The sequence below is a fragment of the Rhizobium sp. 01T417 genome (assembly GCF_056398905.1).
In genome coordinates, this window is the sequence record NZ_JBFTQH010000016.1 from 18,541 (window position 1) to 32,935 (window position 14,395).

The following is a 14,395-nucleotide window of genomic DNA, read 5'->3' on the forward strand; positions in this document are numbered from 1 at the left end:
CCTAGATTTCGTCCATGAAAGCCGCAAGGAAGTCGCGCAGGCGCTGGTCGCGTGTGGCCGCGAGCGCCCGCCCGGCCTTCGTCTGAAAGCCGTCCGCGAGTTTGAACAATTTTGTCTGGAAGTGGTCAATGACATAGCGCTTGTCGTCAAGCTCGCGGTTGCTGCCTGCCGGATCGAACGGATCGTAGAGCGCGGAGGACATTCGGCCGCCAATGTAGAAGCAGCGTCCCGCGCCGACCATGCCGATCGCATCCAGGCGATCGGCATCCTGCAAGATCCTTGCCTCCAGGGTCTCGGGCGTAACATTGGCGGAAAAGCTATGCGCGACAATCGCATGCGCAACGGCGGTGATGTCGTCACTGGCCCAGCCAAGCTTCGCGAGAACGGCCGAGGCCTTCGCTGCTGCCAAAGCGGACGCCTTTGAGCGCATGGGGGAGTTCTTCTCCACGGCGACGCAATCGTGCAGGAGGACGGAAGCCGCAAGGATCCTGGCATCGCCACCCTCGACAGCCTGAATGCGCATGGCGTTCTTGAAAACGCGCAAGACATGCGCCACGTCATGCGAGCCGTCATCGCCTTCCGACGAATGCGGTACGAGCGCGGCGGCAAGCTTTTCAAATGGAGCGAAGGCCTTCGCCTGGAACATGGGATCACCGCGTGGGAAGAGGGTGTCCTTCCATAAACGCAGGAACCACGAGTCGCAACGAAGAGCGTACTAGCTGGCGCGGGCGCTCGGGTGCGCCTGCGGCCAAGCCAACAGGTAAGGTACGTCCCCGGCCGGCCGTGGCGGGCTGATATGGTAGCCCTGGATTTCATCGCAGGCTTCGCGCTGGAGCATGGCCAACTGCTCGGCCGTTTCGACGCCTTCCACGGTCACGCGCATGCCGAGCGCATCGCCGAGAAGGATGATGGCACGCATGATCGCAAAGGCTTCTTTGTCTTCAACGATACCGTTGACGAACGACTTGTCGATCTTGATCTTGTCGAAGGGGAACCGTCGGAGATAGCTCAGCGACGAATAGCCGGTGCCGAAGTCGTCCATGCCGATCCGGATGCCGCTCTGCTTGAGCGCGTGCAGTACAGGCAGGGCCTCATCGAGGTTTTCCATCAGCACGCTTTCGGTGATCTCGATTTCTAAACGGTTAGCTGGCAGCCCCGCTTCGGCCAGCGACGCGGCGACATCGCTCGGCAAATCACTGTTCGTAAACTGGATCGCCGATACGTTGACCGCAACCTTGATATCTTCTGGCCAATCCATGGCATCGCGGCAGGCGCGGCGTATGACCCAGCGTCCGATATCGACCACGAGGCCAACCTCCTCGGCAAGGGGAATGAACTCCATGGGCGGCACCCGTCCGCGCGTCGGGTGGTTCCATCGCAGAAGCGCCTCGAAACCGCAGATCTTCTGTTGGCCGAGGTCATAGAGCGGTTGATAGTGAAGCTCGAACTCCTCGCGTTCGATCGCCTTGCGCAAATCCGCTTCCAGTGTATGCCGTGCTTTGATCTGCGCTTCCATTTCGGCCGTGAAGAAGCGCTCGCCCTTTCCACCGCTGCACTTGGCATGCGACAGTGCGACGCCGGCGTGTTTCAGCAGGGTGTCCGTTTCAATTCCGTCCTGCGGACTGATTGCGATCCCCATCGACACGCTGAGTTCAACGGCCTTGTCTCCACGAAAGAACGGCTCCGAGAGTTCGCGGCGAATCTGGTCGGCCAGAGCCGTGACGTTCCATGGCTGCTGCCGTCCGGATTGAAGAATCGCGAATTCGTCCGAGCCGAGGCGCGCCAGCACATTACCGCCTGCCGACATGCGGATGCGCTCAGCCACCTGCCGCAGGATCTTGTCACCGGCCAAAACGCCGAGGGTGTTATTGATCGATTTGAAGCGGTCAAGATTAAGGTGCACAAGGGCAATCTGCTCGTCCGGCTTACAGGCGGCCAACGCGGCGTCGATGCGCTCCCTGAGGCTGATGCGGGTCGGCAGTCCGGTCAGCGGGTCGTGATGAGCGAGATAAGCTATGCGCTCGGCCGCCTTTCGGTCTTCGGTAACGTCCGCATGAATGGAAATGTTGCTGCCATCGGGGAGGACGGTGATGACGCTCTGGATGGTGCGCCCGTCTTCCATGATCCATTCGCGGTGGCGGATGTGTCCACCTTCGGTGGCGGCGCGCAGACGGGAGACCTTTTTCTCGATCCGCTCGGTGCCGCGGATCATCGAGATGAGTGTTTTCAGCGAGGCGCCGGGAGAGGCAGCTTCGACGCTGAAGCCGAAAACTTGTCGGAAGCGCGTGTTGCAGACGATCAATCGCTGCTCAGCGTCGAAGACACTCAGACCTTGCGGCAGGTTGTCGAGAACGATCCCGAACAGGCGTTGCTGTTCCGCGAGATCTTCTTTCGCGGCAACGAGGCCGCCTTTAAGCGTGGTGTTTTCTTCGCTCAGAAGGTGAGAATGGTCTTCCGCGGCGCGCTTCTTTCCTGCCTGCAGTCGATATGTTTCGACGACAAGATTCATCAGGCGCTCAGCGTTGGCAGAGCCATCCTCATTGACGGCGGTCGTGCACTGTTGCCGGAAAAGGGCTTCAGCGTCCATTTTCGGCAATCTTTGTTTCGGGAGCGAGGGGAGGGTGAGCGGAGCCCTGTGAGCGTGCTGCCAGCCTGCAGTTTCGACGCGGCGCGCCAGACATGAAAAGACCTTCTGAAACAATCCAAAATTATCGTCTAGGCAATCTCAAATTCGACCGGCCCCTATGCTGACGTGGCGAAGATAATCCATCGGTCGCATTAAAATTCTATTGCAACGCAAACGAATATATTGCTGGCATTATATTTGACTGCTGGTCACGAACTGCCTGGAAATGTGGCGATTTGAGCCCAGACCGCGCGCGGCTGATGCGCTGAAATCACACTTTGTCAATCATGGTTAATGGCGTGTTAACAGCTTATTGACGCAGTGCGCAAATCAGTTTAACGACCGTTTAGTCTTAGATTTTCCCATTTCGTATTGCGTACAAACATCACCGAAACAGCGGTGAATGGAGGTTTGTATGAGCCAAGTTTCATCGGTTAGTGATACATCCTATGCGTATCTCGCGACCCTGTCGCGATTGGACACAAATGGCGACGGCGTGCTGAGCCGTGGCGAGCGGGCGGCTGATGACAAGCCGGGCATTCTGAAGCAGTTGGGCTCAGAAGGGAGCAATGCTCAGGACTTTGCACCAAAGCTCTCGGATGGCGTGCTTGCCTTCATGATGGCTGCAAGTGAAACGGGTAGCCGTAATTTCTATCCGCAGTCCCAGCAGAACGCCTCTTACGATCTGTATAAGAGCACATACGGTCAGTATGATCTCGACACTGTCGCCTGATCACGTGGTGCGCTGAATTTGCGAAGCAGGCCTCAGAGCCTGCTTTTTCGTTGCCGCCGTTTTGGGAACTGCTTCGTGCCTCGCGCGTTCGGAAACGACGATGCAAAGGAAGCTCCAATGAAAACAATCCTCTCGTTCGCGGCTCTGACGCTCTTGGCCGTTTCCTCCGCTGCGATGGCTCAGGACAAGCAAACGGCCACTGCGGACTTTATCGGGCGTGATGGAAAGGCAAGCGGTCGGGCCACGCTAACGGCGGCGGCAAATGGCGGCGTATTGATCGAAGTCGAAGTGGCTGGGCTGCCTGCCAACAAATGGGTCGCATTCCATGTCCACGAGACCGGCAGTTGCGATGCGGCCGGCCATCACGAGTCAGCCGGAAAGCACTTCAATCCGACCAATGCCGAGCACGGCCTGCTGTCCGCAATGGGACCCCATGCCGGCGACATGCCCAACCAGTATGTTGATCAGGATGGCGTTCTGCGAGCGCAGGTGTTTGACGGCATGGTCACACTCGACGGCAAGACTGATGGCGTCCGCGGCCGAGCGCTGATCGTTCATGCCAATTCTGATGACTATCGCAGCCAACCTGCAGGCGATGCGGGTGAGCGCCTTGCCTGCGGCGTCATCAAGTAGGCAGTCTTTCCGGTCAGTGATAGTAGTATCGCTCCGCATACCACTCGCTTGATGCAACCGGCCTATCCGTCGCGACCCATTGCCCGATGCGACTTGTTTCGAGCAGGTCGGCCGTCGCGTGATCTTCCAGCCCGACGAATATGATATTCGTGTTTTCACGCAGTCTGGGATCGGTGCCGAAACCCGTGCGGCTGTCATCGGCCGAGTAGAGCAGCCGCATCCTGACATAGAAGAACTCGGCCTGGTAATCTGCAGCGCCTTTTTCGCTGAAGGCATGCGCAACGTCGATAACAGACTTCTGAGGCCCGCGATAAGCAGTGATTGCCTCATTCAGGCCGAATGTTGCCCCGTACAGCGCAATCGAACGTATCGGAACCGAGCTGGTGGCGCCGGTGGTCAAATCTATCTGTTGGCCGAGGAAGCGGACTTTGACACCATCCAGATCGCCGCGAAAGAAGTAGGAAAATCGATCACGTGTGAGATAGATCGCTTGCCACCGGAACCACGCATATTCGTCGCGCGCGCTTGTCAGGCTCCTGAGTGTAGCCAAGCATCGCACAAACGTATCGCGATAATTCTGCAGCGACATCGATCGACCTCCTCGAGGGATAACCGGTATCGACTCAAAACGTTCCAGCGGTCGGCTCGTCAAAAGCCAGTGTGAAAGGTGCGTTTCCATCCGCGTCCGCGCCACGGCCGATCGTTCGAACCGCATCGACCAGCCGCCCTCCGCGGCCGAGCAGGTCATCGCCGATCTGGATCAGCCGCGCATTCGGCGTGGCAAAAGGCGATGCAGTGCGCAGCCGGCGAACGAGCGCCGCATCCTCCTGCTCCGGCGACACGGAAAGGGCGGTAATCAAGGCCGCCGCCGGCGACCGGGAGACGCCCATCCAACAGTGGATCAAGAGTGGCGCAGCGCGATCCCACTCGCGGGCAAAACCGATGATCTCCCGCGCATGCGTTTCATCCGGCGTGACAAGGTTACCGGTTCCCTTGAACGCGATGTCGTTCATATGGAGGAGAAGATGCCGGTGCGCCTGAATCACGGCAGGCCGGTGGAAAGCCTGTTCCTTCGCCATCAGGCTGATCATCTCACGGGCGCCATGCCGGACTGCCATTTCGGCGATCCGGGCAAGCGGAGCGACAATGATGACAGTCATGCTTTGCTGCTCCGCATGGCCTCAATTGTCTCGAAGCGCTCGCAAAACAGGCGCTGCGCCTCGACTGCCGGCAGTGGCGTCATCAGCAACATGTCTTTTGTGATTCCGCGCGGCTGGCCGAAGAATTTCTTTGCCTCAATGGACGTAAACCCGGCAAGCTGAGTTGCCTCGAAATACGCAGCGATGGTGTCAGCCTTCTTGATCTTCTCCTTGAGTTCGCGCGTAGGGTGGGGCGGCAGGCCAAACCGAAGGTGGACGGCCGCTTCCAACCGCTTTTCGACGGCCTTGTATCCGCCGCCGACGACCGACTTGAACGGCGAGATCATGTCGCCGATGACATACTCCGGCGCATCATGCAGCAGCGCCATCAGGCGCTGATCGGCTGTCGCCTCGTTGAGGTGGCGGAAAATATCCTCCACGACAAGGCAATGCTGGGCGACGGAGAAGGCGTGATCTCCCGAGGTCTGCCCGTTCCAGCGGGCAACGCGCGCAAGCCCATGCGCAATATCGCTCACCTCGACGTCGAGAGGAGAGGGGTCGAGCAGATCAAGCCGGCGGCCCGAGAGCATGCGCTGCCACGCGCGCGGCGCCTTTGTCGTCACGCGCTGGCCTCGTCCGCCGTCGACGGGAACGTCAGCCCTGTCCAGGCGGGTAGTTCGAGAATGACGGCCGTCTCTCCTGCCAATAGAGGCGTCGCTGTCGCAATGGCCTCACCGGCACGGTCGATGCGAACGATCGCGAGGCCGCCTTTTCCGACGACCGATCCGAGCGTGCCGACCGGCTTGCCCCCGGCGGTGATCTCCGTCCCGGAGGGCGGCAGCGCCGTCTCGGCTTTCACGGTGACGACACGGCGGCGCGCCGTGCCGCGATGCTGCATGCGCGAGACGACCTCCTGGCCGACATAGCAGCCCTTCTTGAAGGAGAGGCCGCCGTTGAAGTCCATCAGGACATCGTGCGGGAAGGCATCCTGCAGCGCATAGTCCTGCCCGGATACGGCAACGCCGCTCGCGATGCGCAATGCGTCATAGATTTCGCGGTCATTGGCACCGTGCTGCCCCGCCTGGCGGACGAGCGCCACGCCAGCTTTGGCAAAGCGGCTATCGGCTGGACCCGTATTTGCGCCGTCCCAAGAAACCGTGACGCCCTCGCCGGCAGGCGAAAGGTCGACGGCGGCTCTGAGCTTGTACATCCCCAGTCGCTTAAGCAGCGCATCCCGCTGATCATCGTCCGTATCGATGATGAACCCATCGCCGTCCTGCCAGATCATGAAATCGAACAGGATTTTGCCCTGCGGCGTCAACAGCGCGCCCGGCCGTGCTTCATCCGCTGCGAGCGCGGCAAGATCGGTCGTGATCAGGTTCTGCAGAAAGGATTGGGCCTCCGGACCGCTCACCCGTATAAGCGAGCGGTTCTTCAGAAATACGGCTGGCATGGCGCACCTGTCGCGTTCGTTATCGCTCAGAAGTATGTCTTCGGTGAGGGGATCGCAAGCCTCAGTCGCCGGCGGTGAAGTACTTCCATTTGCCGTCGGGGGTGATGCCCAATCGATAGAAATTATAACCGCCGAACTCCTGCATGTCGGACAGGTCGCCGGCCGTAACGATGCGCAGCAATTCCACTCGCTCGGGGGGAGTCAGAGCCTTCAGGTCCTTCTCGGCGAAATAGGGCCAGACAAACATTTCGTCCGGTGTGCCCTGGCCGACATGAACGAAGCCGGTGGAAATGACATCAAGCAGGATCGCCAGGATCTCATCGCCCTCCGGATCGCCCGAAAGATCCTTGAGCGCGCTGATGGGGTCGTCCGTCGGCTCTCCGACCGTCACCTGTGTCTGAGTGGCGCCGGTGCCGAGCAGGGGGCGCAGCCGCTCGAGATCGCCCGAAGCGGCAGCCTCGACGATCTGCTCCCGCATCTTTCGAACGGGCTCGGGGACCTTGCTGATATCGTAGATGACTTCGACTGGCTTCGAGCTGTCCTCGGCGCCGGGCGTCTTGTCGTTGCTTTGGCCGGCCTGCGAATTGACCAGCGGGTCGGGCATCGGAACGCCGGGTGAGGTTGGGGAGGGGGCTGGCTTGTCGCCGCCTTGGCCAGGAGCGCTTTGTTCAACCTGTCCTGGGGTCTTCTGCAGCTCTGAGAGTGCCAGGGCCGAAGTCCCGGTCAGAAAGCTACTGGCGCTAAGGCCGATTGCAAGCAAAAGCGGCGCGATCGCGGGCCGCGAAGCATTGTCCCTAGCGGAATGCATCAAACTCTCTGTGATCGTTATTGCAGGGTGCGGTTCGGAGAAAACTCGCCGGCAAGCATGCGCTCGCGCAAGGAATCCAGAAGCGCTTCGGCACTATTCTCGCCATGGAGGCGAATGGTTTCCCGTAGCGCGTGGATGATTGCTGTATCGGCGATGATCTCGGGTTCGATTCCGTCGGCCATGCCATCAGCCCAGGCTTCGTTATGGTACTCCAAAGCCGCCTGAGTCTTCTCATGAACGATCATGTCGTCGATGTCATTGAGGCTTGGTTCCATTGTCATTTCCTCAAACTGCATGCCTTACTGCCTAGTTAACGACCTTATCAGCCTTTTCCCAAAACGACACGGCCGCCAGTGAAAAGAGGTTAATTAACCGTTAATTTCCGAACCTTGATGTTATTTCTGTGGCGAGTGTTGCACCTTCGGCACGGTATCGCTCTTCTGCCACGATGGCTGCCTGCGTGCAATCCGTGTAAACAGACGCGAAAGCGCGGTATCCGCGATTGAAAGCCGCGGTCAGCTGTTCCTTGCGCTGCGGCTCGTCCCTGGCTTCTGAATCAAGCAGTTGCTGCATGCGCCCTCGCCACTCGCTACTGTTTTCCGCCTTGCACAAAGTCCTCAGGTAGTGAACCGAGCCCAACACTTCGGCAAGCCGCGATAGCTTTTCGTCGTATGGCACGGTGACCGCTTTTGGCGCACTCTGCTCTGGCAACACTGGCGGCGTCGTACCCTGTGCCCATACAGGGGCGGGTAGGGCGGCGCTTGCGCACAATGCAAGAAACAGGAACGCGCGTCGAACGGGAATCATGTTGATAGTTGATACCCTGACAGTGACGGGAACAAGGCGCTTGCTTGAGTTTCCACCTGCTTATTCGCTGCCGGACGCCAGGCGCTCGGCACATTCAAGCACGCTTTGAGGCACGGGTAACCGGCGGATCTCCTCAACGGTGAACCAGCCGATATCGGCGGCGTCGTCGGCCGAAAGGCCGATGGCCGTCTCGTCGGCCTCGACCCGAAATACGGAAAGAAAGAAGTGGTTGACGACCGCGCCGTCAGGGGCGTGCGTCTTCAAATCGTATGTAGCGAAGAGGTGAGGGTTGCGAGCTTTTATGCCGGTCTCCTCCTCCAACTCGCGCAACGCCGTTTCCTCTGGCATTTCGCCCGGTTCGGCCCGTCCTCCCGGAAACGCATACATGTCGGCCGCCGGCGGATTGCGCCGAAGCACGAGGAGGAACCGGTTGCCGCGCTGGAGGATGGCCGAGGAGGCCGCCTTCGGAATGGAACTCATGGGGTTGCCGCGTTGGTCTCTGTTGGGATGTGCTTGGCGCAGCCATCGTTCCGCCGGATATTGAACGCGGCGATTCGATGGAGCTCTCGTGACTTATATCATTTATACTGCAGCAGCTGTTTTCGAGATTGCCGGCTGCTTCACCTTCTGGGCCTGGCTGAGAATGGCAAAGCCCGTCTGGTGGCTGGCGCCCGGTATGGTGTCCCTCGCGCTATTTGCATGGCTCCTCACTTTCGTGCCGAGTGAGGCCGCCGGCCGCACCTTCGCTGCCTATGGCGGCATCTATATCGTGGCTTCTCTGATGTGGCTGTGGATCGTCGAGAACCGTGTGCCCGACCGCTGGGACATTGGTGGCGCGCTCGTCTGCCTTTGCGGCTCGGCAATCATCCTACTCGCACCGCGCGGCTGAGGCGGCTAGCCTTGACCGTCGCCGGACGGAGTGCAAAGACATCCGAATGTGTGGACGTTATGCCCTGACGATATCCCCGGAGGAATTGAAGGAAGTTCTGGGGATCATGGATCTCGAGGACTTTCCCGCGCGTTACAACATTGCGCCGACCCAGCCCATCCTCGTCGTCGTTTCGGATGAAACGCGGGAGAAGGGCAGCAACCTCCCGGAGCGGCGCGCGGTGCTCGTACGATGGGGCTTTACGCCGGGATGGGTGAAGGATCCCAAGCAATTTCCGCTGTTGATCAATGCCCGCGCCGAAACGGCGATCGGCAAGGCGTCGTTTCGTGCGGCGATGCGCCATCGGCGCGTGCTCGTGCCAGGCTCCGGCTTCTATGAATGGCATCGCCCCGGCAAGGAGAGGGGCGAGAAGTCCCAGACCTATTGGATCAGGCCGCGCCGCGGCGGCATTGTGGCGTTCGCCGGCCTGATGGAAACATGGTCGTCCGCAGACGGTTCGGAAGTCGACACCGGTGCGATCCTGACGACCGCGGCAAATGCCGCCATCGCTCCGATCCATGACCGCATGCCCGTCGTCATCAAGCCGGAAGACTTTTCGCGCTGGCTGGATTGCAAGACACAGGAGCCACGGGACGTCGCCGACTTGATGAAGCCGGTCGAAGAAGATTTTTTCGAGGCGATCCCCGTCTCCGACAAGGTCAACAAAGTGACCAATATGGGGTCCGACCTCCAGGACAAGGTGGCTGTTGATAAGCTGCCGTCGCCGCCTGAAAAGAAAAAGCCGGATGACGGCCAGCTCAGCTTCTTCTAATCTGATAATCCCACCGCATAATTCTTCCGGAAAATCACATGATCTCCATTTCTGCCGCGCTTTCCGGCTTCTTCCTTGGTGCGTCGCTCATTATCGCCATTGGTGCACAGAACGCGTTCATTCTGCGCCAGGGCCTGCTGCGCTCACACGTCTTCATCCTGTGCCTGATCTGCGCCGTATCGGATGCAGTGCTGATCGCAGCCGGCGTTGCCGGGCTGGGAACGCTTGTTGCCCAGTCGCCGACTCTCATCTCGGCTGTGACGCTAGGTGGGGCAATTTTTCTCGGTTCGTATGCCGTTCTGGCATTCCGTCGCGCTCTCCATCCCGGCGCGATGCAGGCGGGTTCTCCGCAGACACTGGGTCTGAAGGCTGCAGTCGCGTCTTGCCTAGCCTTTACCTTTCTGAACCCGCACGTCTATCTGGACATGGTCGTTCTGATTGGCAGCCTGTCCGCGCCCTATAGCGGTGCAGACCGCATCGCCTACGGTGTCGGTGCCGCGACGGCGTCGTTCATCTGGTTTTTCGGCCTAGGCTACGGCGCTCGTCTGTTGCAGCCGGTTTTTGCAAAACCCGCAGCCTGGCGGGTTCTCGATGTCATCATCGGCATTGTCATGGGGCTGCTGGCGATCAGTCTGCTGGTCCGCTTCTTCCACCCGGCCTAGGCTTCCGGCATGCCGGCGAGCGCCAACCCTGTGAGGATCGGTTCGATCCGGTTAGGGTTCTTGGCGGCTTGGCCGGCGCGGATGCGGGCGACTGTGACGCCGGGCGAGAATGCAAGCAGACCCGCAAGGTGCCGCCGCGCTTCGTCCATGCGTCCGAGTTTTGCATTGGCCGCAATCATCATCCAGAAGCACGGACCGTAATAGGCATTCGCCGCCATGGATTTGCGCCCCCAGGCCAGAGCCTCTTCATAGTTCCCGCGGACCATTTCGACATGAGCCAGCCCGGTAAGGTTCCAATGAGCACCAAGGCTGTTTGGACTCAGTTGTTCGGCGCGCAGGAAATATGTGACGGCCTCATCGAGACTGCCGCAATGGAGGTTCGCGACGCCCGCATAATTGACGACGTCGAGGTTGTTGGGGTTGAAGGCAACGGCCTGGCAGACCAACTCGAAACCTCGATCGTACTGCTTCAGGTACTGCATCAGAGTATTGCCGCAGATCCCCACGACGGACGCGTCGCCGTGGCCATGCACAAGCGCCCGCTCGATGTAGTTCTCGCAGAGTGCTCGCTGATCCTCGACCCCCGGCAGCTTCCAGCCCAGAGTGCCGCGTTGCATGAGCAACCCGACTGCCGTCGCAAGATAGGTCGCGTTGTTAGGCTCGAGGGCGATTGCCTTGTTGATCAGGGCGAGGGAGGCGTCGTTCCGCTCTGGCATGTCGGAGTAGAAGCTTCCCATGGTCTGAAGGTAGAAATCATAGGCTTCAATGCTCTCTGGCCGCTCCCTTCGTGAAAGCGCGATCTCGGCAGACTTGATCTGGGGCTCAACAATCGAGACGACGCTCTCAGTGATGCGATCCTGGAAATCAAAAATTTCTTCCGCAGAGCCATCGTAGTGCTCTGCCCACAGGTGCGCACCGGTCGCGCCTTCGACGAGCTGTGCGGTAATGCGCAAGCGGTTACCGGCGCGCCGCACGCTGCCTTCCAGCACGTAGCGTACGCCAAGCTCGCGAGCGACCTGGCGCACATCGATCGCGCGGCCCTTGTAGATAAAGGAGGAGTTGCGGGCGATCACCGCGAAGGAGCGGAAACGACTGAGCGCCGTGATCATGTCTTCGACAACGCCATCGGCGAAATACTCCTGCTGGACATCGCCGCTCATATTCTGGAAGGGAAGCACGGCCAGCGACGGCCGGAGGTTGTCTTTTGCCTTTTGCAAGAGAGCACTGGTAGGGCTTGGGTGAGCGTCCGGCTGCCATTTCCAGATCCGGACTGGCCGATCGATGTTCCTGAGTTGGACGTCGCCACCGTCCTCGAATTCCGCGTCGACGCGGCCTACGATGTTCTCCCTGACGCTCGATGCGATGCAGACACCGCCGGGTTCCGCCAGCGGTTCCAGACGCGCGGCAATGTTTACGCCGTCACCATAAATATCGTCACCATCGATAACGACATCGCCGAGATTGATCCCGATGCGCAGCGTGATTCCTGGATGGGAGGCGTCGTTGCCCGAAGCGGCGGCGGTGCGTTGCACCGAAAGCGCGAACTTGACCGCATCAACGGCGCTGCCAAACTCGACGAGAGCGCCGTCGCCAACAAGCTTGATGACGCGGCCGTTGTGGTTCTCGACCTCAGGATTGACAGACAGCCGGTGATGCTTCAACGCGGCAAGCGTGCCTGCCTCATCCTTTGCCATCATCCGCGAATAGCCAACGACATCAGCGACAAGGATCGCACTGAGCTTGCGATTTGTCTGGACGTCGGTCATATCGCCTCCGAACTGGCCTATGGACGTGTATCCTAGCAGTTCGGTTCAACCACGTCGCGCGGGATGAGGACGCGCGTTGGATTTTCAATGAAGCATGGAGGCAAGGGCATGATCTTGGCGCTGTCGGTCCCATCGACAGCGCGGCATTTGCCTCGCCCTAGGCAATCTTCTTGACGAGCGGTGGCTTGCTCTTGAGCATCAGGGCGGCCGCAAGAACGGCCTTCAGGCCGAGCGGGCGGTAGTTGGCGCTGAGGTCGGACTTCGCCGGCTGTTCGACGCTTGTCTTCTTCGGGGTCACAATACTCTCCTCACGTGTGCTGTCCCTAGACTCTTATATTTATTGCTCTTTTGCGTGTAATAGCGACAAAATCGAGGCGCCGCTTATCAGGAATTGTGTATCCAATGCATATTTCGCGAGGCTTGAGTCAGGCATTCTTCGGCAAAGGAGAGTTGAAAAATGTCAGATGTGACGGCCGATATCGTCCTCGCCGACACCCGGTTCCTCGATGGTCAGCGTGCCGTATTTCCGCTTCCACTTGCGCGCGCCGAACGGCAGCGTCAGCAGGTAGATGACGGCGGTCACGACCATGACTTCCCATGTGAAGCTCGACAGTAGCGCCACGTAGAGAACGACCCCGAGCATGACCGGCAGCACCAGATCACGCCGCAGCCTGCTGCCCTCGGACTTGCCCGACCAGACAGGAAGGCGGCTAATGAGCAGGAACGCGATCAGAACCGTATAAACGGATGAAAAATAAGCGAAAGTGCGATCGGTCGTCAGCCCAAGGAAGCCGAGATAGACAGGGAGCAGCACCAGCATTGCTCCGGCTGGCGCGGGTACGCCGACGAAATACTCCGACTGCCAGGTTGCCTTGTTCTCGCGCTCGGCCATGACGTTGAAGCGAGCCAGACGAAGGCCCGCCGCAATGGAGTAGATCAGGGCGGCGATCCAGCCGATGGAGCGAGCCTGATCCAGTGCAAAGACATAGACGACAAGCGCGGGCGCGACGCCGAAATTCACGATATCAGCCAGCGAATCCATCTGCGCGCCGAACTTCGACGTCGCCTTCATCAGGCGGGCAACGCGGCCGTCGATCCCATCGAGGAATGCGGCGAGAAGCACCATGCCGACCGCAAGCTCGTACCGGTTCTCGAATGCAAGGCGGATGCCGGTGAGGCCGGCACAGATCGCCAGGATCGTGATGAGATTTGGAATGATAAGGCGAAGCGGGATCTCGCGAAGCCGTGGTCCGCGGCCCGAATCGTCAGGCGGACCGTTGGGCTCGAAAGGCGGGAAGGGCGTTTCCATGTCGCGCTCCAGTCTAGCTTCGACGGCTGACGACCGGGCCCTTGGTGGAGCCGAATTCGGCCAGCACGGTTTCTCCGGCAATTGCCGTCTGGCCGAGCGTCACCCGGGGCGCTGCGCCGGCCGGGAGAAATACATCAAGGCGCGAACCGAAGCGAATCAGGCCGAAGCGTTCGCCGGCATCCAGAGGCTCGCCGGTATTGGCCCAGCAAAGGATACGCCGAGCAACGAGGCCGGCGATCTGAACGACCCCGATCTGGCCGTGCGAGGTTTCGATGACAAGACCGTTGCGTTCGTTGTCTTCGCTTGCCTTGTCGAGTTCGGCATTCACGAAGCTGCCCGACCGGTAGTTGACGCTGACGATCCGCCCGCGCACCGGGGAGCGGTTCACATGGCAGTTGAAGACGTTCATGAACACCGAGATGCGCAGCATCGGCTCGCTGCCGAGATTCAGTTCGGCGGGCGGTACGACCATCTGGACCGACGACACTTTGCCATCGGCCGGCGAGATGACGAGATCGTCATCCTGCGGCGTCATTCTCTCGGGATCACGGAAGAAATAGGCGCACCACAGCGTCAGGATCAGCCCGATCCAGAACAGCGGCTTGAAGATCCAGCCCAGAATGAGCGAGGCGACGAAGAAGGCGGCGATGAAGGGATAACCTTCCTTGTGCACCGGAACGATCGTGTTGCGTACCGTATTGAACAAGCTCATTTATGCCGCGCTCCTAAAGCATGTCTCCCGAAAGCGGCAACCGGTTT

The 14,395-nt window shown here is 59.9% G+C and carries 19 protein-coding genes; 5 read left to right on the forward strand and 14 right to left on the reverse strand.

What is annotated here, in order from left to right; genetic code table 11:
* Position 1: 1 nt before the first annotated feature.
* Together AC1DPR_RS16905 and AC1DPR_RS16910 are read right to left on the reverse strand one after the other, a co-directional pair.
* Complete coding sequence (locus tag AC1DPR_RS16905; RefSeq protein WP_018857422.1) at positions 2-646, reverse strand: HD domain-containing protein; 645 nt, start codon at positions 644-646, stop codon at positions 2-4.
* Positions 647-715: 69 nt separating this feature from the next.
* Complete coding sequence (locus tag AC1DPR_RS16910; protein WP_477816798.1) at positions 716-2,587, reverse strand: putative bifunctional diguanylate cyclase/phosphodiesterase; 1,872 nt, start codon at positions 2,585-2,587, stop codon at positions 716-718.
* A gap of 454 nt (positions 2,588-3,041) precedes the next feature.
* On the opposite strand from AC1DPR_RS16910, the gene AC1DPR_RS16915 reads away from it, so the two are divergent.
* A complete protein-coding gene (locus AC1DPR_RS16915) occupies positions 3,042-3,359 on the forward strand; it encodes a hypothetical protein (RefSeq protein WP_018857420.1) in 318 nt (105 codons plus the stop codon).
* Positions 3,360-3,476: 117 nt separating this feature from the next.
* Complete coding sequence (locus AC1DPR_RS16920; RefSeq protein WP_113470690.1) at positions 3,477-3,992, forward strand: superoxide dismutase family protein; 516 nt, start codon at positions 3,477-3,479, stop codon at positions 3,990-3,992.
* Positions 3,993-4,005: 13 nt separating this feature from the next.
* Here the strand turns inward: AC1DPR_RS16920 and AC1DPR_RS16925 are convergent, their stop codons facing one another.
* From AC1DPR_RS16925 to AC1DPR_RS16960, 8 genes are all read right to left on the reverse strand, one after another.
* On the reverse strand, positions 4,006-4,581 hold the full coding sequence (locus tag AC1DPR_RS16925; RefSeq protein ID WP_113470691.1) for a hypothetical protein: 576 nt from the start codon (positions 4,579-4,581) through the stop codon (positions 4,006-4,008).
* Between the two features lie 34 nt (positions 4,582-4,615).
* Positions 4,616-5,152, reverse strand: a complete 537-nt coding sequence (locus AC1DPR_RS16930) for a tyrosine phosphatase family protein (RefSeq protein WP_477816799.1) — start codon at positions 5,150-5,152, stop codon at positions 4,616-4,618.
* Positions 5,149-5,754, reverse strand: a complete 606-nt coding sequence (locus AC1DPR_RS16935) for an HD domain-containing protein (protein WP_113470693.1) — start codon at positions 5,752-5,754, stop codon at positions 5,149-5,151. The genes AC1DPR_RS16930 and AC1DPR_RS16935 overlap by 4 nt, the downstream gene beginning before the upstream one ends.
* Positions 5,751-6,584 (reverse strand): CAF17-like 4Fe-4S cluster assembly/insertion protein YgfZ, encoded by an 834-nt coding sequence (gene ygfZ, locus AC1DPR_RS16940; protein ID WP_018857415.1) that lies wholly within the window; start codon positions 6,582-6,584, stop codon positions 5,751-5,753. The genes AC1DPR_RS16935 and ygfZ overlap by 4 nt, the downstream gene beginning before the upstream one ends.
* 61 nt (positions 6,585-6,645) lie before the next feature.
* Positions 6,646-7,392, reverse strand: coding sequence for a glycoside hydrolase family 12 protein (locus AC1DPR_RS16945; protein WP_018857414.1), 747 nt, complete (start codon positions 7,390-7,392; stop codon positions 6,646-6,648).
* Positions 7,393-7,409: 17 nt separating this feature from the next.
* On the reverse strand, positions 7,410-7,667 hold the full coding sequence (locus tag AC1DPR_RS16950) for a hypothetical protein (protein WP_018857413.1): 258 nt from the start codon (positions 7,665-7,667) through the stop codon (positions 7,410-7,412).
* A gap of 100 nt (positions 7,668-7,767) precedes the next feature.
* Positions 7,768-8,199 (reverse strand): TIGR02301 family protein, encoded by a 432-nt coding sequence (locus AC1DPR_RS16955; RefSeq protein WP_113470695.1) that lies wholly within the window; start codon positions 8,197-8,199, stop codon positions 7,768-7,770.
* A 60-nt stretch (positions 8,200-8,259) separates the two neighbouring features.
* The gene (locus AC1DPR_RS16960) at positions 8,260-8,679 is read right to left on the reverse strand and encodes an NUDIX domain-containing protein (RefSeq protein WP_113470696.1); all 420 of its coding nucleotides are present in this window, start codon (positions 8,677-8,679) and stop codon (positions 8,260-8,262) included.
* A gap of 88 nt (positions 8,680-8,767) precedes the next feature.
* Here AC1DPR_RS16960 and AC1DPR_RS16965 point away from each other — a divergent pair, with 88 nt between their 5' ends.
* The 3 genes from AC1DPR_RS16965 to AC1DPR_RS16975 are packed head-to-tail and all read left to right on the forward strand — an operon-like array spanning position 8,768 to position 10,561.
* On the forward strand, positions 8,768-9,088 hold the full coding sequence (locus AC1DPR_RS16965) for a YnfA family protein (protein WP_018857410.1): 321 nt from the start codon (positions 8,768-8,770) through the stop codon (positions 9,086-9,088).
* Positions 9,089-9,134: 46 nt separating this feature from the next.
* Positions 9,135-9,899 (forward strand): SOS response-associated peptidase, encoded by a 765-nt coding sequence (locus tag AC1DPR_RS16970; protein ID WP_113470697.1) that lies wholly within the window; start codon positions 9,135-9,137, stop codon positions 9,897-9,899.
* 38 nt (positions 9,900-9,937) lie between these two features.
* Positions 9,938-10,561: a LysE/ArgO family amino acid transporter gene (locus AC1DPR_RS16975; RefSeq protein WP_113470698.1), complete on the forward strand. Its 624-nt coding sequence runs from the start codon at positions 9,938-9,940 to the stop codon at positions 10,559-10,561.
* Here AC1DPR_RS16975 and AC1DPR_RS16980 read toward each other — a convergent pair.
* From AC1DPR_RS16980 to AC1DPR_RS16995, 4 genes are all read right to left on the reverse strand, one after another.
* Positions 10,558-12,327, reverse strand: a complete 1,770-nt coding sequence (locus tag AC1DPR_RS16980; RefSeq protein WP_477816800.1) for an adenylate/guanylate cyclase domain-containing protein — start codon at positions 12,325-12,327, stop codon at positions 10,558-10,560. The two genes, AC1DPR_RS16975 and AC1DPR_RS16980, sit on opposite strands and share 4 nt — an antisense overlap.
* A gap of 157 nt (positions 12,328-12,484) precedes the next feature.
* Positions 12,485-12,625, reverse strand: coding sequence for a hypothetical protein (locus AC1DPR_RS16985; RefSeq protein ID WP_007531226.1), 141 nt, complete (start codon positions 12,623-12,625; stop codon positions 12,485-12,487).
* A gap of 162 nt (positions 12,626-12,787) precedes the next feature.
* Positions 12,788-13,636, reverse strand: coding sequence for a CDP-diacylglycerol--serine O-phosphatidyltransferase (pssA, locus tag AC1DPR_RS16990; protein ID WP_018857405.1), 849 nt, complete (start codon positions 13,634-13,636; stop codon positions 12,788-12,790).
* A 13-nt stretch (positions 13,637-13,649) separates the two neighbouring features.
* Positions 13,650-14,348, reverse strand: coding sequence for a phosphatidylserine decarboxylase (locus AC1DPR_RS16995; RefSeq protein WP_025659847.1), 699 nt, complete (start codon positions 14,346-14,348; stop codon positions 13,650-13,652).
* Between the last annotated feature and the right edge of the window lie 47 nt (positions 14,349-14,395).